This is a genomic window from Francisella frigiditurris, assembly GCF_001880225.1.
GTDB classification, from domain to species: domain Bacteria; phylum Pseudomonadota; class Gammaproteobacteria; order Francisellales; family Francisellaceae; genus Francisella; species Francisella frigiditurris.
Map to the genome: position 1 here is coordinate 64,908 of NZ_CP009654.1, position 22,246 is coordinate 87,153.

Here is a 22,246-nt window from a genome sequence, read left to right on the forward strand (position 1 = left end):
TTGTTATTTATTATTGAAATTTCTCTTTAAAATCTTTAGCTTCTTTTTCAGCTTCATCTTTTGCTAAACCATATTTAGCTTGTAGATATCCTGCTAGCTTCTGTGAGTTTGCCTTAACCTCTAATAACTCATCATCCGTAAGCTTTGCATATTTCTTTTTAATGGTTGCCTTAAATTGTTCCCATTTTCCTTCGGCTATATGTTTATTCATCATTATCTCCTTATTTTTATAACTCTCTCTTGTATCATACTTGACAAATTTTATTTGTCAAAATTTGGCAAATAAAATTTACGGCAAAATATTAGGCTTATTAGATAATGATTTTTTACTGATATTTTATTATTCTTATAGAGTACATAAAGCACCTATAGCTTAACTGGATAGAGCGTCGCCCTCCGGAGGCGGATGCGGGGGTTCGAGTCCCTCTAGGTGTGCCAGAGCAAATAAAATTTATATATGCCTGCTAAAGTTATATAATAAAAGCAATAATAAATATTTTACGTTAACTCTATGAGAAACTTTATTAAAGCCTTTTGTTTTATTAACCTTTCTATAGCTCCTTTTTTTCTTTTTGCCAATAATATATACACATGGCGCTCTGGAAATGGCAATGTCGTTTTTTCTCAAACTGCACCTATCTTTGAAGAAGAATATGAACGTGTTGGCGTAAACCCAACAAATAGACTTGGTGCGCAGTCTCTTGCTGAAGAACAACTATCAACTATTAGAAATAATTCTCCAACAAATGAGCAAATGACTAACCAAAACTCTAATAAGTCTCAAAATAACATTTTAAGAGTAAAAATCCTTTCTCCTACAAAAGGTTCAAATATTTTTGTACATAATGAGAAACTTGCAATAGTGCTAGATCCTTCATTAGGACCTGATGATCATCCTATTTTTATAGTTAATGGTATACCAACTCCTGCTCACTTCCAGAATAAAACATGGATGATAAATAGACCAAATCCAGGCCCTGTAACAATAAGTGTAAGAGGGAGTACTGCTGATAATAAAATGATTACAACTTCTAGCGATACTGATTTTGGGATAAGAAGAGTATTAGGCAGAAGTTAGAAATAAAAAATTAAGTGCTGGCTCAGCCACATCCCGGCACACGAATCAACGGCTACCGTTGCTTCCTTCCGGACCTGGCGGGGTTCACAATCTATCATTGCGGGAGGACCAAGTCAGCAAGCTATATACTACTAAACATATAGCTAAATTACAAGCCAACTTTCCCGTAAAAGTTTCCATTATTTTAAACAACTTGTTATTATTTTATATTAAGCAATATAAATAAAAATAACGACAAAATGATAACTATAATATCCCCTGCAAAAAGTCAAAACTTTGACTCTATTTCAGAAAACTATAAATTTACTCAACCAATATTTAAGTCTGAAATAAAAGGTCTTATAAATATACTAAGGCACTATGAAGTAGATGAAATTGAAAAGTTAATGAAGATTAGTGAGAACTTAGCTAATGAAGTTTTTGAAAAGCATAATAAATTAAATTATGATGATTTTAATACAAAAAACTCTAAAGCAGCTATATTTACTTTTAGTGGCGATGTTTACAAGGGTCTAGATGCTGAAAGTCTAGATAAAAAAACTATTGAGTATGCTCAAGATCACTTATTAATGATTTCTGGGTTATATGGTGTTCTCCGCCCTCTTGATCTAATGCAAGCATATAGGCTAGAGATGGGAACAAAAATTAAAGTAGATGATAAAATCCTCCACAAATATTGGCAAGATAAAGTTACAAATCAGCTAAATGACTTCTTCTCAAAACAAAAAAATAAAACCTTAATAAATCTAGCTTCTAAAGAATATTCTCAAGCGATTAACCCGAAAAAACTAAAAGCTAACTGGTTAGATATTGATTTTAAAGAAAACAAGAATGGCTCTTTTAAAACTATAGGGATTTTTGCAAAAAAAGCTCGAGGATTAATGGCTAGATATATTATGGAGAATCAAATAGACGATATCCAAGATATTAAGAAGTTTAATGTCGAAGGTTATTCTTTCAATAAAGATTTTTCAAAAGATAATTATTTCTGCTTTACTAGATAATTATGAAAATAAAAATATTATCTTTAGGTGAGAAACCACCAAAATGGGTTTGTGATGGATTTGATGAATATAAAAAAAGATTAAGTAAATCTATCCCAATAGAACTTATAGAATTACCAATAGCAAAACGTACTAAAACAAGTAATACATCTCTATGGCTAGCGCAAGAAGCTAAAACTATATTGAATAAATTAAATGATAATGATCACTTAGTTATATTAGATGTAACTTCTAAAATTATTTCTACTGAAGAATTAGCTCAAAAAATGGAAAACTGGAAACTTAACAATCCAAATGTTGTAATCCTAATAGGTGGGCCTGATGGAATTGATGATAGCATTAAGCAAATAGCTAAAGAAAAAATTTCTATTTCTAAAATGACTTTCCCTCATCCTATTGTAAGAATAATCATAGCTGAACAACTATATAGAGCATATACAATTTTGGAAGGTCATCCATATCATAAATAAACAATTTTGCTGTATAAATATATAGATTATTGAGTATGTATGTTATAGAATCCAAATATTAATTTAATATTAATATATTCATAAATATTTTTAAAAAGTTATTAAGGATTGAGAATATGAACATGAAAGTGAAGTTAATTTCAGCAGCAACATTAGCACTAATGGGTTCTGCTGCTTTTGCTAATTGTAATATGACAGATTTTAAAAAAGGCTGGACTGGAAGCATCACATTTAAATGTGATAAAAATACAGACCTTCTAAAGAATCCTGTTAATTTTACATTATCTAACGGTGCCCAAGTTGGAAGCATATGGGGCTTACCTGGAAAAAGCACTATGACTAAAAATGGTAGCAACGCTACTATTACAGTAGAAAAATGGTGGCCTGAAGGAGAAGGATACGTATTACCTGCTGGAACATCAGCTACTATCTCTTTCTCTCCTAGTAATCCAGAATTTAGCGTTCAAAGCTTTGGTATTAGCGGCAGCTCTCCAGCTCCGACTCCAGCTCCGACTCCAGCTCCGACTCCAGCTCCGACGGGTGATTATCCTCAGTATGTTGAAGGGACTGCTTATAAGAGTGGTGACATAGTTGCAAATGATGGAAAACTTTATGTATGTAAATCTGGTGTAGCTGCTTGGTGTGCTAGTGCTGCATGGGCTTATGCTCCTGGAACAGGAACAGCTTGGGATTCTGCGTGGGATTTACATGATGGAAGCACTCCAACTGAACCTACAGATCCTACTAATCCAGAAGAACCTACTAATCCAGAAGAAAATACAGATGGTAAATATGTTACTACTCAAGCTGCTTTAGATGCTAAAGAAGCTGAGTTAACTAATAGTCCTGTAATGAGCAAAGTTAAAGAATCTATTGAAACTAGAGATAATGCTGTAGTTGAAGCAGTTAAACCTGGTTTAGCAAGTAATCCTGAAAACGTTAAACGTGTAGAAGGAATTATTTCAAATCAAGCTTGGGACTATATGTTCCCTAAACGTGCTCTAGAATATACTTATGACAAGTTCTTAAAAGCAGTTGCTAAGTTTCCTGCTTTCTGTGGTACTTATACTGATGGTAGAGACTCAGATGCTATTTGTCGTAAATCTCTAGCAACTATGTTTGCTCACTTTACTCAAGAAACTGGCGGACATACTTCTCATTGGGATGTTCCAGAATGGCGCCAAGGTCTAGTTCACATTCGTGAAATGGGATGGTCTGAAGGTCAACCTGGTGGATACAATGGTGAGTGTAATCCTGACGTATGGCAAGGACAGACTTGGCCATGTGGTAAATTTGAAAGTGGTCCTTACAAAGGTCAATTCAAATCATATTTCGGTAGAGGTGCAAAACAGTTAAGTTATAACTATAACTATGGTCCATTCTCACAAGCTATGTTCGGTACAGTAAGAACATTATTAGATCAACCTGAATTAGTAGCGGATACATGGTTAAACTTAGCTTCAGCGGTATTCTTCTTCGTATATCCTCAGCCACCTAAGCCATCTATGCTACATGTAATCGATGGTACATGGCAGCCAAATGCTCGTGATAAGCAAAACTTATTAACTCCTGGCTTTGGTGTTACTACACAAATCATCAATGGTGGTGTAGAGTGTGGAGGTAGCGTAGAAGTTGCTCAATCTATGAACCGTATCAACTACTATGAAAACTTCGCTAATTACCTTAATGTGCCAATCCCTAATGACGAAGTATTAGGTTGTAAATTTATGAAACAATTTGATGATCAAGGTGCAGGTGCTACTAAAATATATTGGGAAAAAGATTTTGGCTGGGTAAATGGTAATCCAGATGGAAAACCTTATGCTTGTCAACTAGTAGGCTACCAAACTCCATATTCAGCATTTACTCCAGGTGACTATACTAAGTGTGTAAAACACCACTTCCCTGATATAGTTATCGAAGATTAATTAATAAGTCTAAATCTATATTCTTAACTAAACTTAATTTTTTAAGAAATCTTTTTTTCAATAAACATTGTCTATAGTTGAAAATATTATAGGCAATCAAATATATCAAATAATTCCTATTTAACTATCTATCATCAAGATATACTTAAATATATTAATTAATATCCTCACGGGAAATTTATGAAAAAAAAAGTATTACTTATTAGTGCATTAATATTAATAACAACATCTATATCAACAGCTAATAACCGTAGTGATGCAGAAAATCAATGTAGATCAAAATGTAACGAGCAACGCAATACATGTAGAGATATATGTTTTAATGCTCATAAAAATGACAATAACTATATTGCCATGAACCAATGTCAAGACAAATGTAATCCCATAAGCAACAAATGCGATGATGCTTGTAGTGGTAAGTAATTTATATATCTATTTTCTATAAGATTTGTATATTTATAATTCTCTTTTCATTAGAATTAGCTCCCACCTTTCATTTAAGTTGGGGATATCTAAAGTCTCTTTATCATAAGCTATAAATCCTAATTTTTCATAACACTTTATAGCTGATATATTAAAATCAAAAACTTTTAGACTAATCTCTTGCAAACCTAATTCTTGTTTAGCATAGCTTAAAAGCTTTTCAATCATGACTAACCCTAAGCCTTTACTTCTTTCTTTATCAGAAATTAATAATCTACCTATAGAAGCTGTACGATTCTCTAAATCAAGCCTAATTATTTGACAATGTCCTACAGATTCTCCTAAAAAGTTTACAACTTTAAATAATAAGACTTTATTATTTTGCATAGTTTGTTTAATTTGCGCCTCATCTAGAGGAAATTTATAGTTTATGCCTCCAAACTGATATAAAAATCTAATATCTGTACCATCTAACCAGTTTAATAAGTCTTTTATATCATTTTCAGTAAATTTCTCTAAGCTTATCATGAAGGTTTATCTTCACTTTTAAAAAGATATAAATAGTCTCCATACCCCTCTTCTTTCATTTTGCTAACAGGAATAAATCTTAAGGCTGCTGAGTTCATACAATACCTTTCACCAGTAGGTGCAGGACCATCATCAAATACATGCCCTAAATGTGAGTTACCATACTTAGATCGAACTTCTGTTCTTGTCATGAACCAACTATTATCTTCATTTTCAACAATGAATTTACTATCGATCGGTTTTGTAAAGCTAGGCCAACCAGTTCCAGATTCATATTTATCAGTAGAGCTAAATAGTGGCTCACCTGAAACCACATCTACATATATACCCTGTTGATGATTGTCCCAATATTCATTTTTAAAAGGTCTTTCTGTGCCACCCTTCTGAGTAACATAAAACTGATCTTTATTGAGTTCTTTTATATTTTTAGATTTATCAAAGCTTTCCCAAGGTTCACTATTCTCAGCATAAGAAATTACTACACTCAAACAAACAATTATCATACTAATTAAGATTCTCATCTATAAGCTCCTCTTCTATTTGATAAATTTATTATACATTACTAAAACTTTACTTAGATCATCTATAGCTAAGGTTTGATATAATTCTTTTTATAATTACTAATAGGAAGCTTTATGAGAAAAGTTATTAGCTTATTAATATTCTTACTTTTTATTAATTTTTCTTGGGCAAAAAGCTCTCAATATAAAGAAGCTATTTTTGCTGGTGGTTGTTTTTGGTGTTTAGAATCAGATTTTGACTATATGAGAAACCATAAAGAGCTTAGCCATAATGGAATCATTAGAGTAGCATCTGGATATGATGGTGGAGAAACAAAAAGCCCAACTTATAAGCTAGTTTCCTCTGGCACTACAAACTATAAAGAATCAGTTCGAGTAGTTTATGATCCAAATAAGATAAGCTATAAAGAGCTTGTTGAATATTTCTTCCGTAGAATAAATCCAACAGACTCTGGAGGACAATTTTGCGATAGAGGTGAGCAATATCAATCAGCAATCTATTATCTAGATCCTGAGCAAGAAAAAATAGCTAAAGAAGTAACAAATAATTTAAAAGCCGAATTCAAAAAAAATGATAAAGAGGTTTATACAGCTATATTACCAAGTACTCATTTTTATAAAGCTGAGAAATATCATCAAAAATATCATGACAAAAATCCAAAACGTTATTGTTATTACAGAACAGGTTGTGGTCGTGATAAAACGATAGATCAAGTTTGGAATGGAATTAATTGGCAATATAGTAATGTAAAACCATTTGATACGCCAAACAATATAATTGATTGTCTTAGTAGGTAATTTTATCTAGAGGTATGTTATGAATAAAAAGATGAAACACCTTGCAGCAACAGAGTCTATAGATCAACTAGATGCCAACAAATGGGGCTTAGTAAACGCTCAAGAAAGACTTAATCTACTTTATAAAATCCGTAAAAATTTAGCTAAATATGCTGATGAATTAGCATATTGCGATTCTAATATGAAAAACTCAAGATTAGGAGAAGATTTATATAGTCACTCATTCTCTAAAAGCGCTACTGTTTTTCCTTTTGCCACAGCTGTATCTTCTTGTATAGATCTATACAAATCACTTATAAAAGGCAAAATATTACAACCTATAAATATTAAAGAAGTTGAAGATAATTTATATGATATTCATGTTTTCCCTAAAAGCATAAAAGATAAAATTATTTATTTTGGAAGAAAAGACTATATCCGAGTAAAAGGAAATCCACAGCGAATTGACCCTTTAAATAAATCTCCAGAAATTATAGCTATATTAGGAGCTGGTAACTATAGCTCATCTTTGGAAATTATAAAAGCTATCTTCCTAGAAAATGCTGCAGTAATCCACAAACCCCACCCTATAAACTATGAAACAGACAAAGTGTGGATAAAAGTTTTAGAACCTCTCATAGAAATTGGAGCACTCAGCTTTTGTGAGCCAAATGATGGGCAAGCCTTAACTCAAGATAAAAGATTATCAAAAATCTATTTTACTGGTGGAGCTAAAACAGCTGAGGCGATTATGGATTCAACAAATACTCCTTTAATATCAGAATGCGGAGGAAATAACCCTTGTATTATAGTACCTGGAGATCGTCTATGGACAAAGAAAGAGATTAAACATCAAGCTCTTCAAATAGTAACTATAGCAAAACTAAATGGTGGTGCTATATGTGGTCGCCCACAAACTATTATCACATCGAAAAACTGGCCTCAACGTGAAGAGTTCCTAAATGCTATTAGGGATGCTATAAAAAATGACACTCCTGCTACAGGCACTTATTATCCAAACTCAGACCAAGTTAAAGAAGATTTCCATAAAAACTATCCAAATGCAGAGATTATAAAACCTGAAAATGATTCTTATAAATCCTCAGATTTTATGTTAATCACAAATGTTAATGAGAATGACTTTTGTATAACTAAAGAAGCTTTTTGTCAAATAATGGATGAGATTTCTCTAAATACTACAGCAACTGCAGAAGAGTTTTTGCCTAAAGCTGTAGATTTCTGTAATACCAAGCTACACGGGACTTTAACAAGCTGTATTCTAATAGATGAAACCACAAAAAAAGCTAATAGAGAAATCCTAGAAAAAGCTATTACAAATATGAAATATGGAAGTGTAACCGTAAATATTATGTCTGTACTAACCTTCTTCAATCCTTACTTAACTTGGGGAGGCAATGAAGATAAAGACAAAGTTGTTTCTGGTCATGGCAATTTTGGTAACTTACTAAATTATGAAAATGTAGAAAAATCTATCATCTATGACAAGTTTGTTTCTCCTGGACATTTATTAAATATAAATAAAACTTCTATGGATAAGCTTTATGGATACATGGCTAATTACTCTATAAATCCGAGCTGGAATAATTTATTCAAAATGCTAGCAACAACTGTGATAGGCAAGCTTAAGAAAAAGGACTTTTAAATGCCTTATGAATTAACCATACGTTTATTTTTCTTTCTCAGCATTTTTCTAATAATGATGGTTTGGGAAATCATTGCACCTAGAAGGAAACAGCAAGTTTCTAGAAAAATTCGCTGGGTTAATAATATATCGCTAATAATTATAAATTCCATAATAATTCGTTTACTATTTCCAGCTGCTGCAATTGGTATTGCTATATGGTGTAGCCAAAATAATTTAGGCCTTTTAAATGCTTTAGATATTCCTCAATGGTTAAAGGTAATAATAGCTTTTTTAGTCCTCGACCTTGCTATATATTTACAACACGTTTTATTCCATTATTTACCAGTATTTTGGCGAATACACAAAGTACATCATGCTGACTTAGACTTTGATGTAACAACTGGATTGCGCTTTCATCCTATTGAGATAATATTATCAATGTTAATCAAATTTATGGTGATAATTTTTATAGGTGCATCAGTAGAATCTGTCATAATTTTTGAAATTGTCCTAAATGCCACTTCAATGTTTAATCATTCAAATATTAAACTTCCTTTGATGATTGATAAATATTTACGCTACTTCATCATCACCCCTGATATGCACCGTATACATCATTCTGTAATACCAAAGGAGACTAATTCAAATTTCGGATTTAATTTATCTCTATGGGATAGATTACTTGCCACATATCGTGCTAATGCAGCTAATGATCAAACAACAATGGATATCGGCTTAAGTGAGCATAGGAATATTGTACAAACTCAAAAGCTTTTAGGAATGATTAAGATGCCTTTCGAGGATAATCAAGATCCCCAAAACTAATAATATTCTCCAATATATCTCTATAGTCTTTAACTAGCTTCTCCATAAGTTCACTGTCAAATAAAGCTTTTCTATACTGGAATCTAAATTTTATTTTATTTGGTGAATCATCATCATAATAAAGAGACATTTCATTAGAAACATTAGATGACCAAGGAATATTTAACTGTTCATTTATAACACCATCTAAAGCTAAACCTTCCGAATTTAAATAGGTTTGAGTTATATTAGCATTAAACATACTTTCTGCTTTTTTACCTAAATTTATTTGATCATTAATAAGATCTAAATACATATATCTTGAGTGCTTCTTTATAATCTTCCTTTGCTCAGTAAGTTGAGAGAGTAAATCTTTAAAACCTGATATTTTATCAAAATCTAATTTAAATAAATTATTAGTTGCAAAACACCCCACTACTTCACCAAACCCAGGAGGTCTTACATTAATTGGAAAACTAAGCATGAAATTTTTCTGCTTACTATACCTATAAATTATTACACTAAAGACAGCTGCCAACACTCCAAATAAAGTTGTATTGTTCTTTTTTGCAATCTTCCTTAGCTTTTTCTTTTCTTCACTATCTAAGAAAAAATATATAAAGCTGCCAGTTCTATCTTTTTTATCTACATGAGCATCTTTATAAGGTAAATTAATACTTACTGGTGTATCACCAATAAAAGATAACCAAAACTGCCTTGCCTCATCTATATAATTCTGTGTAAGCAGTTCTTGTTCTTTTTCTATAGCTTTAAAGAAACTTTGCGTTTTTATATTAGGCTCTTCTCCCCTAATAATAGCGTTATATGCTAATTGAACCTGCTTAACTATTTGAAGCATATACTCACCATCTGAGATAACATGGTGGACATTCGATAACACAAAAATGAATTCATTTTTATTTGGTATATCAATCAAATAAATTCTGAGTAATTTTCCAGCAGTTAAATCAAAGGTAATGTCTAAAAGGTCTCGTAACTGCTTAATCATAAGAGAGTCAGTATTAAATTCTCTTTCTTGGTAAATATCATCTATACTAAAATCAATGTAACTACAGCTTTCTCCATCAACTGAAAACTTTGCATGAACTATATCATTATTCTGAATAAATAGCTCACATGCCCTCTTCAAAGCAACTTTATTCAAGTCACCTTTTAGTTTATAAACTATAGACACATTATGCATATTATCACGTTGCTTCTTCCAGTCTAAAAAGAATCTATTCTGATATCTAGATATTGGCATCCATCTCATACTATACCAATTTAAATTTTATATAGTCCTCAACTCAGCAATTTTATATTTCTTACTAAAAATGACAAGGATTATTTAGTATTTATAGCTAAATTTTAAAACCACCAAATAAAACTATTCTAAATATTGCTTTTCTAACCAAGTAAAACTATCCTAAATTCAATATTTATATTTTGTGGAAAAATTATGATATTAATACTTGGAGCTATTCTAGGGTTTATCTCAGTTGCATTTGGAGCTTATGCTGAGCATGGTTTAAAAATGAACATTACTCCTGAGCATTTTGATTTTATAATGACAGCTATCCGCTACAATCAGCTTTATGCGATAATTATCAGCGGTATAGGATTAGTTATACTAAATGATGGAAAATTAGCTAATAGCATCACTTTAAAGCTATCTGGATTTTTATTTATCATTGGTACGCTACTATTTAGTTTTAGCATCTATTTTTCAATAATTTTTGATATTCCCAAATTACTTAGATTAGCTCCAATAGGTGGAACTACTCTTATGATTGGATGGATAGTTTTAGGAATTGTTAGTTTACTAACTTTAAGAAAGAAATAAGAAATTATTCTTGAACATCAAATCTGCCTAGCATCATTACTTTATGCCATGCTTTAGCAAAATCGTTCACAAACTTCTGCTCATTACCATTTTCAGCATATACTTGAGCAACTGCTTTAAGTTCAGAATTAGAACCAAATATTAAGTCAACAGAAGATGCAGTCCATTTTTGCTCGCCTGACTTTCTATCATAAGCAATATATTCTCCATCAACTTTGTCAGATTTCTTCCACTCATTAGAGAAATCTAATAAGTTAACAAAGAAACTATTATTAAGCTCGCCAGGAGTTGATGTAAATACACCCTCTTGAGAATTATCATAGTTAGCGCCTAATACTCTTAAACCTCCAACAAGCACCGTCATCTCTGGAATATTCAAATTAAGCATGCTTGCTTTCTCAACTAATGCTTGAGGAAGTTTGTCAGAACCTTCGCTACCGTCAGTATAGTTTGTAAATCCATCAGACTTAGTTTTTAGATAATTGAATGATTCAATATCTGTCTGCTCTTGAGTAGCGTCTGTTCTACCTGGCTCAAATGGAACTTTGACCTCATATCCAGCTTCTTTAGCAGCTTGTTCAACACCTACATTACCACCTAGGACTATTAAGTCTGCTAACGATACTTTTGTACCATCTTTCTTACTATTATTAAAGTTAGCTTGTATTTCTTTTAACTTAGTAAGTACTTTTTCAAGATGCTCAGGTTCATTCATTGCCCAATCTTTCTCAGGAGCTAAGGCAATCCTAGCACCATTTGCACCACCTCTATAGTCAGTCTTACGATATGTTGAAGCTGATGCCCACGCTGTTTTCACAAGCTCTGAATTAGTTAGTCCAGAGTTTATGATATCTTCTTTAAGCTGCTGTATATCTTGCTGAGAAACTTGCTTATAGTCAGCCTTAGGCACAGGATCCTGCCATATAAAGTTTTGTTGAGGAATCCATGGACCTATATATCTTGATTTAGGACCCATATCTCTATGAGTTAGCTTAAACCATGCTTCGGCAAAAGCTTTCTTAAACTCTGCTGGATTTTTATAAAACTCTTCAGCATATTTATTAAAAGAAGGGTCTTCTCTTAATGCCAAATCTGTCGTAAACATAATTGGCTTATGATAAGTATCAGCCTTGTGTGCATCAGGAACCATATTATCTTTCTTAGCATCAGTTGGAGTCCACTGATGAGCACCTGCTGGGCTTAAAGTTTTCTTCCAATTTAGATTATATAAGTTATGTAAGAAGTCATGATTCCATTGAGTTGGCATAGTTGTCCAAGAACCTTCTAAACCACTACCCATAGTATCATCACCATTACCAGTACCATAGCTGTTATGCCAACCCAAACCTTGTTGCTCAATTGGAGACTTATCTGGTGCTGGACCAATATCTTTTTTCACATCTTTAGCTGGCACTGCACCATGAGTTTTACCAAAAGTATGTCCGCCAGCGATTAGAGCAACAGTTTCTCTATCATTCATACCCATACCACCAAAAGCTTGGCGTATCGCACTTGCAGCACCTGCTTTATCAGGCTTCCCATCTGGACCTTCAGGATTGACATATATTAACCCCATCTGAGTAGCAGAAAATGGCTTTTCAAGCTTACCATCTTTTACGTTACTTGATAGCTCTTCTGGACTAACACCCCAATTAGTATTATCTGCTTGCCAGTCATCTTGTCTACCAAAAGCAAATCCGATTGGCTGCATACCCATCGATTCCAATGAAACCGTACCAGCTAAAACTATTAAATCAGACCATGAAACTGCATTTCCATACTTCTGCTTTATAGGCCATAGAAGCTGTCTAGCTTTATCAAGGTTTACGTTATCTGGCCAGCTGTTTAATGGAGAGAAGCGTTGTTGACCACGATTTGCACCACCTCTTCCATCATAAATTCTATATGTCCCAGCATCATGCCAAGATAGTCTAATAAAGAAAGGACCATAGTTACCAAAATCTGCAGGCCACCAATCTTGCGACTGAGTTAGCAAATCTTTCATATCTTGCTTTAACTGCTCAACATCTAATTTTTTAAATGCTTCATGATAACTATAACTATCTCCCATAGGACTATCTATAGCATTTAAATTACGTAATGGTGATAAATCTACACTCTGTGGAGAAAGGCTATCTCCATTGGTAGTTTTACTATCTGCTATTACACTACTTGCTGATAGCAATATACCTGATAAGCCTAAGGCTGTAACAATTTTTTTAAGCATAATTAAAGAGTCCTCTTTATAAAATAATATAAAATACAAAATCTAACAATAGATCTTTATACCTTCTATAAGTCAAATTTAATATCTAACCTATATTAAGAATAATAAGTTAGGCTTTAGAGTGAGTCAAATAAGAATTGTTTATCTATCTTATAAAGAAAAGTTATATTATTTTAGATTTTTATATAATCTGGCGGAGAGGAAGAGATTCGAACTCTCGATAACCGTTAAGCTATACACGCTTTCCAGGCGTGCTCCTTCAACCACTCGGACACCTCTCCAGATATGAGCTTATAAGTATAACTAAAAAGCTATTTTTTTAAAAGTCTATAACATCATAACTATTGATGATAAGAACATTATTCCTATAAACAAAGTTCTTAATAACATAGGAGAAATTATATTAAGATATTTCACAGCTAATAAACTACCTATTATTGTTAATGGCGCTGAAGAAAGTAATAATGGAATACTTATATAGCCATAAGTATTTGGTACATCTATATTTATTCCGTAGACCAGTACAATAGTTGCTATGACTGAATTTATAAATACACAAATACTCGCTGTTGATATCGCTTTCTTAATTTCTATACCAACTTTTATAAAAAACATAGTGGCAAAAGTAGTTGAGCTAGCAAGCACACTTAATAAACCACATATACTAGATATAACATATTGTACACTTTTAGGCGGTTTTATAACTTTGCTTTCATTATGCATTACCATCCAAATTCCACTTAAAAAAAGTATTACTGCAAATATATGTTTTAAAAGCACAGCATCAATATGTTTAATTATAATCGCACCAACAACCGCTCCTATTGCTAACGCTATCAAATAGCTCTTAAATTCTTTTAAGCTAACAGTACCTCTGCGAATATGTTTATAACTAGCTACTACACTAAGAAATATAGACATACCACAACAAGTTGCTAAAGCTATCTGCATTGCATGACTTACGCCATATACATGAACGATCAAATAATAAAAAGCAGGTGTTGCTATAAGTCCAGCTCCACCGCCTAAAAGAGTTGATACAAAACCTGCAACAAACCCTACTAAGCCACCTAATATAATTAACATAAACTTATCCTAAATCATCATTGCAAATGATGATGTATACATTAACAAAATCAACAATTCTTTTAATATTCTAGGTGAAATAACATCTAAATATCTAACTGCTAACAAGCTCCCAAACACTGTAAAAGGAACTGCTGAGACTAATAAAGGAATATTTAAGTAACCTACAGTATCTATCACGTCTGTATGTGCTCCATATGAAAGCACTATCATCGCTATCATTGATTTCAAAAAGATACAAAAGCTAGTAGCAGCTATTGCTCTTTTTATCTCCATTCCAATCTTTATAAAAAACATTGTTACGAAAGTAGTTGCCCCAACAACTACACTTAAAAAACCACAAACCCCAGCGAGTCCATTTTCAATAACTTTTCGAGACTTAAAAGCTTTCCTATCTTTCTGAAACAACATCCAAGATGCACTGATAAACAATATTATAGCAAACATATTTTTTAAACTAGCAGTGTCTAAACATTTTACAATAATAGCTCCTACAAAAGCTCCCAAAGCTATATATATTAGATAACTTTTTATTTCGTTAAAAGTAATATGTTTTACTTTATAGTGCTTGTAAAAAGCTATCAACCCTAAAACCATTGATACAGCACATACCGTTGTTATAGCTATATGCATCGCATGAGCTTTTGTATTATAAGCATTAACAATTATATAATAGAATGCAGGGATACTGATCAATGCTGATCCTCCTCCTAACAAAGCTGAGGAGAAACTAGAAATAAATCCTATCAAAGCACCTAATAAAAAAATCACTATTTCCCTTTTTTAATTTAATCTGCTATTAAATCATACTCCGTTGACTCAGTAATCTCAACTTTGGCAAACTCTCCAACTTCCAAATCACGTTCCTTAGCATCACCTATAATTACTTGCCCATCAACCTCAGGAGCATCATATTTTGTACGCCCTATAGCATAATTTTCATCAGAATTAATAGAGTCAATAATCACCTGCTGCTCTGTACCAACAAATCTTTGTAATTTATCAGCACTTATTTGAGCTTGTAATCCCATAAACTCATCAAGCCTTTGCTGTTTTATCTCCTCAGAAATCAGATTATCAAAGCTATTTGCTTTTGCCCCCTCAACTTCTGAATACTTAAAACAACCTACTCTATCTAATTGAGCTTTCTCAGCAAAATTTAAAAGATGCTCAAAATCCTCCTCTGTTTCTCCAGGAAAACCTACTATAAATGTGCTACGAATTGTTATATCTGGACAAATATCACGCCACTTATTTATTCTATCTAATGTCTTCTGTGTATGAGCAGGTCTTTTCATTCTTTTTAAAACCTCTGGAGACGAATGTTGTAATGGTACATCCAAATAAGGAAGTATTTTCCCTTGAGCCATCAAAGGTACTATTTTATCAACATGTGGATATGGATATACATAGTGTAACCTTGTCCACATATCTAACTCACCCAAAGCTGTAGATAGATCTAAGATATTACTTTGATACTCTTTATCTCTCCAAATTCCAGACTTATACTTAATATCAACACCATAAGCCGAAGTATCTTGAGATATTACTAAAAGCTCTTTAACTCCAGCATTTTTTAGTTTCTCAGCTTCTTTCATTATGTTATCTATAGCGCGACTTTTCAACTTACCACGAATATCAGGAATAATACAGAATGTACAAGTATTATTACAGCCTTCAGATATTTTCATATAAGAGTAATGTCTCGGAGTAAGCTTAATCCCTTGAGGTGGAACTAAAGAAACAAAATCACTTGCAAATATTGGGGCATGAGTATGCACAGCTTCTATTAAATTTTCATAATCCTGAGGGCCTGTGATACTTAGCACTTCAGGATGTTTTTCTTTTATTAAATCAGCTTTATTACCAAGACAGCCTGTTACAAGCACTTTACCATTTTCAGCAATAGCTTCACCAATAACTTCCAAAGATTCATCTATAGCAGAATTAAGAAATCCACAAGTATTAACTATAACCATATCAGCATTTTGATAGCTATCTGAAAGCTCATAGCCTTCCGCTTTTAATTTGGTAATTATACGTTCAGAATCAACTAAATTCTTAGGACAGCCAAGGCTTACAAAGCCTATTTTAGGGATACTTATCATATTTTTTTAAAGTAATCGAAAAAATTTAAAGACTATTTTATAAGAAAAAATGAAAAAAGAGTAGAAAAGAATTAATTACACTTAGACCCAAAGTCTAAATCAGTTCTTCTATCTAAATAGAATGCTTTTTCAGAAGCCTTGAAAGTACATGCATCATTTACACCATCTGCACAAAACTCATCATAATATTGAGTTGGATCAGCAGCAGGTTTAAGTTTACCAAAACTTACTACACACATTTGATCAGCTTTAACTTGTCTATCTAACAAATATTTATAAACAGCATCTGCTCTCTTCTGCCCAAGGTTAAAGTTATACTTCTCACTTCCTCTTGGATCTGTATTACCTGATAACTTGATAGGTTGATCTGGGTGAGCGATTAAATAGTCAGCTGTTTGATCCAAACATTGCTTAGCTTCATCTGTAATATCATAACTATCAAAACCGAAATAAACTGATCTACAATTAATATTCATTAACTGATTTTTCATTTCCTCTATCTGATCAGAGCTTAGATTTTCTGAACCATAGATTTGACTAGATAACTCTAAAGCTTGAGAACTATCTACGCCAGCATATTTATCTTTTATTAAATCACTATTATCAGGTCTATTGCTAGAGCAGCTTGCTAATATTAAAGCTGCTGACCCAACTAAAGCCAAGCTCAATAATTTCTTTTTCATTATAATTTAACTCCTATCCTTGATTATTAAAACCTTTAACTTCAAAATCTCCGCTATTATTAGCAGTTTCCTCAGGTAATTGAGGGCCACTATAAAAGTCTGACAATGCAGAACCATCCGAATTAAGTTTTGGCATAGGCTCAGGTCCCTGATACCAAGCACAGCCACTTAAATAAAATATTAAAACACTCAAAGGAAAATATCTAGTTAGTTTATTCATTTTAAAAGTCCTTTAAAAATTCTTTGGTGACCATGAAGGTGACTGTAATAATGTTTTCGCATCATTTGAGCTATCAACAGAAAATTGTTTTTCACCATCTAATGATACCATACTTAGAGAAGTATATCCTCTAGAGTTGGTAGAAATATATGCAGCCATATCACCATAAGGAGAAACTGTTGGCGAAGCATCTGCTTTACCCTTAGTTAAAACATCAATGCTGTTATTTGCTAAATTTAATTTAGCTATTTGTGTCCCTTCACCCCTACCTTTTTGATACATAAATACTAAATTCTTAGCATCAGGAGTATAGTTAGGATCAAAAGCTTGATAAGTTCTAGTTGTAACTAAAGATGATTGTGGATACTTAGAGTTAACTGCAGCCATATAAATATTAGGCTTACCTCCTCTATCAGAAGTAAATACAACAGTACTTCCATTAGGAGAAAATTGTGGAGCAGTGTTTATACCATTTATAGTAAGCTGCTTTAAATCTTTATTTGCTAAATTCATAACATAGATATTAGTTTGCTCTGAATAACCTTTTGATAAAGCTAAAACAATCGACTTATCATCAGGTGAGAATGATGGAGCACTGTTTATACCTTTAAACTTAGCTATTTCTCTTACCTTACCAGTAGCCAGCTCTATAGTATAAATTCCCATACTACCACCAACATAACTAGAATAAATTATAAACTTACCATCATGAGACCAAGAAGGTGTCGCAATAGGATTATCTGTTTGTCTTAATATAGTATGTTTATTATTACCATCATAGTCAGAAACAACTAACTCATATACTCTTCCATATCTAGAATATGGATTTGTAACTTTCACATAAGCTAACTTTGTCAAGAAAAACCCTTCATCTCCAGTAATAGCTTTATAAGCATAATTTGCTATCTTATGAGCTAAAACTCTTTCTAACGAAGTGCTTATACCGTTATAAGATACTGATCTAATATAACTGGTATCATTTCTTTTTAAGATAATTACTTCAACACTAAAATTATCAGATGAATTCTTTTTATAATTAGTTAAAACAACATAATCCGAGTTTATATCTTTCCAAGGAACATCATGACTAGACTTTATTTCGTATTTAATATCATCATTAGCTTCCATTGCGCCATTGTTATTTAAATCTGCAGTAATTACAGAATTAACACCTTGAGAGAAATCATCTACTATATTATTACTTACAACTGTGACTAATGGCTTTTGTATAACACCACTAGTAACCTCTGCTGTTAAATCAGCATAAGAGCTTGTTGATAAAAATATAAATATTGTAAAAATACCAAGAATTTTTCTTATCATATTTCAATCCATTAACTTTGTTTAAATATAAAACTCACATTTTCTCTTTCTAAAGTCTGCTTAGCTATACTATTTGTGACTACTGGAGGTGTGGTATTCTGAATAGCATCTATCAATGATTTATCACATCTATAATTACCACTCGAACCAGTTAACCTCATAAACTTACCATTTCTTATGATCGCTCTAGGAAGATCATAAATCCCTCGACAATCATCTTTAATCCAGTTACTACCAACTCTATCTTGATACTCTGATATATAGCTTGAGATAGCCCTTTGTGCTTGATTTTGTTCAACCTCTTTTCTAGCTTTTGCCTCTGCTTCTTCTCTAGCTTTCTTTATAGCTTCTTCTTTAGCCTTACGCTCAACTTCTTCCTTAGCTTTTTTCTCTTCTTCAACTTTACGTTGTGCTTCTTGTTTAGCTTTACGCTCAGCTTCTTCCTTAGCTTTTTTCTCTTCTTCAACCTTACGCTGTGCTTCTTCTTTAGCCTTACGTTCAGCTTCTGCTTTCTGTTTAGCTTTCGCTATAGCTTTTTTTCTTGCTTCTTCTTTAGCCTTTATTAGCTTTTCTCGAGCATCCTTTAATTCTTGTTGATGATCATCATATGCTTTTATCTGTTTATCAAGCTCTGAACTACTTATAGAGGTTGCTTGGATAATTTGCATATTTTTAGGTTTATTTTTTTGAACTTCTGCTTCAATTTTTAAATCAGAAGAAAATCTTAATGCACTTAAATTAGATAAAATAACTAAAGCAACTACTATACCTATATGTATAAATACTGACTTAGCTATAAATGGCTTTTCATTTATTATCTTTTGTAAAGAGTCAATAATGTGCTTAAGCTTAGGATTTATCATCTTCAGTAACCAATCCCACCTTTTCTACTCCAGCCTGCTGTATTAAAGCCATTGCACTAACCACCTGTCCGTAAGTTGCACTAGCATCACCTCTTACATATACAGGCTTATTTGGATATTGCTTTTCTAAATCAACAACAACTTTCTTTAAATCATTTGCAGATAATACAGCCTTAGTATCATTTATACCTTGATTAGCAAAATATTCGCCTTGTTTATTTACAGTAATAACTATTGGCTTACTATCATTAGAAGGTATTTTTTCAGATGTCGCTTTTGGTAAATCAACTTTAACACCTTGAGTCAATATAGGAGTTGTAATCATAAAAATTACCAAAAGTACCAACATAACGTCAATGTATGGTACTACATTGATTTCAACCATTGGTTTCTTTTTTCTAACACCTCTTCTATTATTTTTTTTCATGTTAGAGTCTCTTATTGAAAGTTTTGTTCTCTAGCGACATCTTTATGAGCTTCTTTCAAAAGCAATATACATAAATCGTCTTGAAAAGATTCATATCCAGTAACTACATCATCTATTTGATTAGAGAATTTACTATGTCCTATAACTGCAGGAATCGCAACGAATAAGCCTAAAGCTGTTGCTATAAGAGCTTCTGCAATATGAGGTGCTACTACAGATATAGTCGCCTGCTCAACCCCACCAAGAGTATTAAAAGAAGACATAATCCCCCAAACAGTTCCTACAAGACCAATATAAGGGGCAATAGCACCTATAGTTCCTAAAGTAGGTAATTTCTTCTCAAGCTCTTTAGTTTCTTGAGTAATAGCGATATTAACTGTCCTCTCCATACCTTCTAGTATGATTTCACCCTTAAGGACACCCGTCTCTTTTAACCCATTAAATTCTCTTAATGCAGAGCAAAATATTATAGATTTACCAAAAATATTATCTTTATGCTGTAAATAGTAGTCATAAAGTTTTTGAATATGATGCCCTGCCCAGAAAAGCTTATCAAATCTAGACTCTTCTAATCTGTATTTCTTTAATCTCTTATTAAGCTCCAACATAATTGCCCAAGAATATATAGACATAGCTACTAAAAGCAACATTATAAGCTGAACAACAAAGTTAGCGTTTAATATAAGACCCCATAAAGATAAAGAATTATCACCCATAAATTACCCTAAAAAATTTTTAATTACTTAACAAAATGTTATCGCTAAATATTATACATGAGTGTTCTAAATTATAAACGTTTTAAACACTTTAAAGTTAGAGTTATTGGAAATAGATATAAATTAACTTAATATAGACATTAACTTTTATACCAATTTTTGTTTAATGAAAAATTTTTTCATAGTGCTTTTATACATAACTACCCTCTCATCATGCGCAACTCAACCTTATTCTGCATATAACTTTAATTATCCAGTTAATCAGGGAAATACATGCTTTAACAATACGTATGCTAGATATATGTATTCTGGTGATGAAGGAATGTATTCAAGCTCCGCTGAAATTGGACCATTAACAGCTCCTGGAGGAGTTGCCTTAGAATATTAATTTTTAATGAAATTTATTGGAAATAATTTAAAGTTGGCTTATCATGAAATTAATTCTTACAATTTGGAAATTAAAATGAAAAATGCTCTTTTAACAACTATCTTGGCTATTGGTTTAGGAATTCTTTCTTTTCAGGTTAGCCATTCTGAAGACTGCACTGATGAACAAAATAGTTTTCTAGAATACAAATGCTCCGACACACGTGATGATACAATAGGGTATAGCGAACCTACAAAACATAAAGATATGTATTCAAATGAATCAGGATGGCTAACTCAGCCTGGTGGAGTTGCCGCACAAATAGAAGCAGAACAAGGAAATCCTAGTGATAACTCCTTTTTTACAATAAGAGAATAAATTTACTTTTCAGCATCTATTATTTCTTTATCATCAACGATACTTGGCCCATTTAAATCACTATTTTTATTAGCTTTATAATGATTATATGTAGAGACTGGTCCAGATAAAGCATATCCAATCATCAATAAATATAATAATTTCTCAGGCATTGTGAACAGCATCAAAATTATTAATATAAAACAAATTATATATAATTTACTAATATGTCCTTTTCCATCACTGTCTTTAAAGCTTCTAAACTTAATATCACTAACCATAAGAAAGGCTAAGTATAAACATGTAAATATAGATAAACTAACTGTTAAAATTTCATAATTACCTATAAATGTTCTTTCACCCATCCAAATAAGACCTGAAATTGTAACTGCTCCAGCAGGACAAGGCATTCCATAGAAATATAGCTTCCTTTCAATCACCATATCTTCTGTTAAGTCAGTAACATGAAGCTGAGTATCAAACTTAGCTAACCTTACTGCAACTGCAAGTAGATATAAGAAAGCTATAGCTGCCCCTAAATTTCCTAAATCTTTAAGAGCCCAGAAATACATTACTAAAGCCGGGGTTGCTCCAAAAGATACGACATCTGCCAAACTATCAAATGCAGCTCCAAAAGCAGTTTGAGTATGGGTTAGTCTAGCGACTCTTCCATCAAATGCATCTGCAAAACCAGAAAGTAGCATGTAGCCAGCACAAGAAATAAACATTCCATGAAATGCTGATACAATTGCCAAAAATGCAAATAACAAGCTTGCACTAGTAAATAAACTAGGTAATACATATTTAGATTTTTTCATATCGACTTTATCTAAAAAAAACATGTCGTA

Annotated in this window: 25 protein-coding genes, 2 tRNA genes and 1 other RNA gene; 11 read left to right on the plus strand and 17 right to left on the minus strand. The window is 32.3% G+C overall.

Going from position 1 to position 22,246, the window contains the following annotated elements; genetic code table 11:
• Positions 1–10: 10 nt before the first annotated feature.
• Positions 11–211, minus strand: coding sequence for a CsbD family protein (locus tag KX01_RS00350; RefSeq protein WP_071663107.1), 201 nt, complete (start codon positions 209–211; stop codon positions 11–13).
• Between the two features lie 151 nt (positions 212–362).
• On the opposite strand from KX01_RS00350, the gene KX01_RS00355 reads away from it, so the two are divergent.
• Positions 363–438, plus strand: a tRNA-Arg gene (locus KX01_RS00355).
• Positions 439–511: 73 nt separating this feature from the next.
• Complete coding sequence (locus KX01_RS00360; protein ID WP_071663108.1) at positions 512–1,078, plus strand: DUF4124 domain-containing protein; 567 nt, start codon at positions 512–514, stop codon at positions 1,076–1,078.
• A 17-nt stretch (positions 1,079–1,095) separates the two neighbouring features.
• On the opposite strand, the gene ffs is transcribed toward KX01_RS00360, so the two are convergent.
• Positions 1,096–1,192, minus strand: an RNA gene (gene ffs, locus KX01_RS00365) — signal recognition particle sRNA small type.
• A 125-nt stretch (positions 1,193–1,317) separates the two neighbouring features.
• On the opposite strand from ffs, the gene yaaA reads away from it, so the two are divergent.
• The 3 genes from yaaA (at position 1,318) to KX01_RS00380 (ending at position 4,480) form a co-directional block, all read left to right on the plus strand.
• Entirely contained in the window at positions 1,318–2,082 is a 765-nt protein-coding gene (gene yaaA / locus KX01_RS00370) for a peroxide stress protein YaaA (RefSeq protein WP_071663109.1), read from the plus strand.
• 2 nt (positions 2,083–2,084) lie between these two features.
• The gene (gene rlmH / locus KX01_RS00375; protein ID WP_071663110.1) at positions 2,085–2,552 is read left to right on the plus strand and encodes a 23S rRNA (pseudouridine(1915)-N(3))-methyltransferase RlmH; all 468 of its coding nucleotides are present in this window, start codon (positions 2,085–2,087) and stop codon (positions 2,550–2,552) included.
• A 116-nt stretch (positions 2,553–2,668) separates the two neighbouring features.
• Entirely contained in the window at positions 2,669–4,480 is a 1,812-nt protein-coding gene (locus KX01_RS00380) for a glycoside hydrolase family 19 protein (protein WP_083578869.1), read from the plus strand.
• A 456-nt stretch (positions 4,481–4,936) separates the two neighbouring features.
• On the opposite strand, the gene KX01_RS00385 is transcribed toward KX01_RS00380, so the two are convergent.
• Positions 4,937–5,431, minus strand: a complete 495-nt coding sequence (locus KX01_RS00385; protein WP_071663111.1) for a GNAT family N-acetyltransferase — start codon at positions 5,429–5,431, stop codon at positions 4,937–4,939.
• Entirely contained in the window at positions 5,428–5,934 is a 507-nt protein-coding gene (gene msrB / locus KX01_RS00390) for a peptide-methionine (R)-S-oxide reductase MsrB (protein WP_408606608.1), read from the minus strand. The genes KX01_RS00385 and msrB overlap by 4 nt, the downstream gene beginning before the upstream one ends.
• Before the next feature lie 132 nt (positions 5,935–6,066).
• On the opposite strand from msrB, the gene msrA reads away from it, so the two are divergent.
• Genes msrA through KX01_RS00405 form a run of 3 tightly spaced genes read left to right on the plus strand, consistent with a single transcriptional unit; the run spans position 6,067 to position 9,199 of the window.
• Positions 6,067–6,750 carry a peptide-methionine (S)-S-oxide reductase MsrA gene (msrA, locus tag KX01_RS00395; RefSeq protein WP_071663113.1) on the plus strand — a complete coding sequence of 228 codons (684 nt, stop codon included), beginning with the start codon at positions 6,067–6,069 and terminating at the stop codon, positions 6,748–6,750.
• A gap of 19 nt (positions 6,751–6,769) precedes the next feature.
• Entirely contained in the window at positions 6,770–8,392 is a 1,623-nt protein-coding gene (locus KX01_RS00400) for an aldehyde dehydrogenase family protein (RefSeq protein WP_071663114.1), read from the plus strand.
• The gene (locus KX01_RS00405; protein ID WP_071663115.1) at positions 8,393–9,199 is read left to right on the plus strand and encodes a sterol desaturase family protein; all 807 of its coding nucleotides are present in this window, start codon (positions 8,393–8,395) and stop codon (positions 9,197–9,199) included.
• Here KX01_RS00405 and KX01_RS00410 read toward each other — a convergent pair.
• The gene (locus KX01_RS00410) at positions 9,159–10,451 is read right to left on the minus strand and encodes a condensation domain-containing protein (RefSeq protein WP_071663116.1); all 1,293 of its coding nucleotides are present in this window, start codon (positions 10,449–10,451) and stop codon (positions 9,159–9,161) included. The genes KX01_RS00405 and KX01_RS00410 overlap by 41 nt on opposite strands.
• Before the next feature lie 186 nt (positions 10,452–10,637).
• Between KX01_RS00410 and KX01_RS00415 the strand changes: the two genes are divergently transcribed.
• Complete coding sequence (locus KX01_RS00415; protein ID WP_071663117.1) at positions 10,638–11,021, plus strand: DUF423 domain-containing protein; 384 nt, start codon at positions 10,638–10,640, stop codon at positions 11,019–11,021.
• A 4-nt stretch (positions 11,022–11,025) separates the two neighbouring features.
• Here KX01_RS00415 and katG read toward each other — a convergent pair whose 3' ends face one another.
• The 11 genes from katG to tolQ form a co-directional block, all read right to left on the minus strand.
• Positions 11,026–13,248: a catalase/peroxidase HPI gene (katG, locus tag KX01_RS00420; protein WP_071663118.1), complete on the minus strand. Its 2,223-nt coding sequence runs from the start codon at positions 13,246–13,248 to the stop codon at positions 11,026–11,028.
• A 191-nt stretch (positions 13,249–13,439) separates the two neighbouring features.
• A tRNA-Ser gene (locus KX01_RS00425) sits at positions 13,440–13,529 on the minus strand.
• Positions 13,530–13,575: 46 nt separating this feature from the next.
• Positions 13,576–14,334: a sulfite exporter TauE/SafE family protein gene (locus KX01_RS00430; RefSeq protein WP_071663119.1), complete on the minus strand. Its 759-nt coding sequence runs from the start codon at positions 14,332–14,334 to the stop codon at positions 13,576–13,578.
• 9 nt (positions 14,335–14,343) lie between these two features.
• Positions 14,344–15,105 (minus strand): sulfite exporter TauE/SafE family protein, encoded by a 762-nt coding sequence (locus KX01_RS00435; RefSeq protein ID WP_071663120.1) that lies wholly within the window; start codon positions 15,103–15,105, stop codon positions 14,344–14,346.
• A 17-nt stretch (positions 15,106–15,122) separates the two neighbouring features.
• Entirely contained in the window at positions 15,123–16,442 is a 1,320-nt protein-coding gene (gene rimO, locus KX01_RS00440) for a 30S ribosomal protein S12 methylthiotransferase RimO (protein ID WP_071663121.1), read from the minus strand.
• 71 nt (positions 16,443–16,513) lie between these two features.
• Complete coding sequence (locus KX01_RS00445) at positions 16,514–17,128, minus strand: OmpA family protein (protein WP_071663122.1); 615 nt, start codon at positions 17,126–17,128, stop codon at positions 16,514–16,516.
• Positions 17,129–17,138: 10 nt separating this feature from the next.
• Entirely contained in the window at positions 17,139–17,345 is a 207-nt protein-coding gene (locus KX01_RS00450) for a hypothetical protein (protein WP_071663123.1), read from the minus strand.
• Between the two features lie 12 nt (positions 17,346–17,357).
• Positions 17,358–18,665 (minus strand): PD40 domain-containing protein, encoded by a 1,308-nt coding sequence (locus KX01_RS00455; RefSeq protein WP_198021105.1) that lies wholly within the window; start codon positions 18,663–18,665, stop codon positions 17,358–17,360.
• 14 nt (positions 18,666–18,679) lie between these two features.
• Positions 18,680–19,531 carry a cell envelope integrity protein TolA gene (locus KX01_RS00460; RefSeq protein WP_071663125.1) on the minus strand — a complete coding sequence of 284 codons (852 nt, stop codon included), beginning with the start codon at positions 19,529–19,531 and terminating at the stop codon, positions 18,680–18,682.
• Positions 19,518–19,958, minus strand: coding sequence for a protein TolR (gene tolR, locus KX01_RS00465; protein WP_071663126.1), 441 nt, complete (start codon positions 19,956–19,958; stop codon positions 19,518–19,520). Before tolR ends, KX01_RS00460 begins: the two co-directional genes overlap by 14 nt.
• Before the next feature lie 11 nt (positions 19,959–19,969).
• Positions 19,970–20,674: a protein TolQ gene (tolQ, locus tag KX01_RS00470; RefSeq protein WP_071663127.1), complete on the minus strand. Its 705-nt coding sequence runs from the start codon at positions 20,672–20,674 to the stop codon at positions 19,970–19,972.
• A gap of 166 nt (positions 20,675–20,840) precedes the next feature.
• Here tolQ and KX01_RS00475 point away from each other — a divergent pair, with 166 nt between their 5' ends.
• Positions 20,841–21,062 carry a hypothetical protein gene (locus KX01_RS00475; RefSeq protein WP_071663128.1) on the plus strand — a complete coding sequence of 74 codons (222 nt, stop codon included), beginning with the start codon at positions 20,841–20,843 and terminating at the stop codon, positions 21,060–21,062.
• Positions 21,063–21,137: 75 nt separating this feature from the next.
• A complete protein-coding gene (locus tag KX01_RS00480) occupies positions 21,138–21,419 on the plus strand; it encodes a hypothetical protein (RefSeq protein WP_156860347.1) in 282 nt (93 codons plus the stop codon).
• Between the two features lie 2 nt (positions 21,420–21,421).
• Here the strand turns inward: KX01_RS00480 and KX01_RS00485 are convergent, their stop codons facing one another.
• The gene (locus KX01_RS00485; RefSeq protein WP_071663130.1) at positions 21,422–22,240 is read right to left on the minus strand and encodes a CDP-alcohol phosphatidyltransferase family protein; all 819 of its coding nucleotides are present in this window, start codon (positions 22,238–22,240) and stop codon (positions 21,422–21,424) included.
• Positions 22,241–22,246: the final 6 nt, after the last annotated feature.

Bases quoted from the DNA above. Each gene is read 5' to 3' on its own strand.
- KX01_RS00460 (WP_071663125.1), bottom strand. From the start codon at position 19,531: ATGATAAATCCTAAGCTTAAGCACATTATTGACTCTTTACAAAAGATA.
- KX01_RS00350 (WP_071663107.1), bottom strand. From the start codon at position 211: ATGAATAAACATATAGCCGAAGGAAAATGGGAACAATTTAAGGCAACC.
- KX01_RS00475 (WP_071663128.1), top strand. From the start codon at position 20,841: ATGAAAAATTTTTTCATAGTGCTTTTATACATAACTACCCTCTCATCA.
- tolQ (WP_071663127.1), bottom strand. From the start codon at position 20,674: ATGGGTGATAATTCTTTATCTTTATGGGGTCTTATATTAAACGCTAAC.
- rlmH (WP_071663110.1), top strand. From the start codon at position 2,085: ATGAAAATAAAAATATTATCTTTAGGTGAGAAACCACCAAAATGGGTT.
- KX01_RS00400 (WP_071663114.1), top strand. From the start codon at position 6,770: ATGAATAAAAAGATGAAACACCTTGCAGCAACAGAGTCTATAGATCAA.
- yaaA (WP_071663109.1), top strand. From the start codon at position 1,318: ATGATAACTATAATATCCCCTGCAAAAAGTCAAAACTTTGACTCTATT.
- msrA (WP_071663113.1), top strand. From the start codon at position 6,067: ATGAGAAAAGTTATTAGCTTATTAATATTCTTACTTTTTATTAATTTT.
- KX01_RS00450 (WP_071663123.1), bottom strand. From the start codon at position 17,345: ATGAATAAACTAACTAGATATTTTCCTTTGAGTGTTTTAATATTTTAT.
- msrB (WP_408606608.1), bottom strand. From the start codon at position 5,934: ATGATAATTGTTTGTTTGAGTGTAGTAATTTCTTATGCTGAGAATAGT.
- KX01_RS00415 (WP_071663117.1), top strand. From the start codon at position 10,638: ATGATATTAATACTTGGAGCTATTCTAGGGTTTATCTCAGTTGCATTT.
- KX01_RS00480 (WP_156860347.1), top strand. From the start codon at position 21,138: ATGAAAAATGCTCTTTTAACAACTATCTTGGCTATTGGTTTAGGAATT.
- KX01_RS00485 (WP_071663130.1), bottom strand. From the start codon at position 22,240: ATGTTTTTTTTAGATAAAGTCGATATGAAAAAATCTAAATATGTATTA.
- tolR (WP_071663126.1), bottom strand. From the start codon at position 19,958: ATGAAAAAAAATAATAGAAGAGGTGTTAGAAAAAAGAAACCAATGGTT.
- KX01_RS00360 (WP_071663108.1), top strand. From the start codon at position 512: ATGAGAAACTTTATTAAAGCCTTTTGTTTTATTAACCTTTCTATAGCT.
- KX01_RS00380 (WP_083578869.1), top strand. From the start codon at position 2,669: ATGAACATGAAAGTGAAGTTAATTTCAGCAGCAACATTAGCACTAATG.
- KX01_RS00410 (WP_071663116.1), bottom strand. From the start codon at position 10,451: ATGAGATGGATGCCAATATCTAGATATCAGAATAGATTCTTTTTAGAC.
- rimO (WP_071663121.1), bottom strand. From the start codon at position 16,442: ATGATAAGTATCCCTAAAATAGGCTTTGTAAGCCTTGGCTGTCCTAAG.
- KX01_RS00405 (WP_071663115.1), top strand. From the start codon at position 8,393: ATGCCTTATGAATTAACCATACGTTTATTTTTCTTTCTCAGCATTTTT.
- KX01_RS00430 (WP_071663119.1), bottom strand. From the start codon at position 14,334: ATGTTAATTATATTAGGTGGCTTAGTAGGGTTTGTTGCAGGTTTTGTA.
- KX01_RS00385 (WP_071663111.1), bottom strand. From the start codon at position 5,431: ATGATAAGCTTAGAGAAATTTACTGAAAATGATATAAAAGACTTATTA.
- katG (WP_071663118.1), bottom strand. From the start codon at position 13,248: ATGCTTAAAAAAATTGTTACAGCCTTAGGCTTATCAGGTATATTGCTA.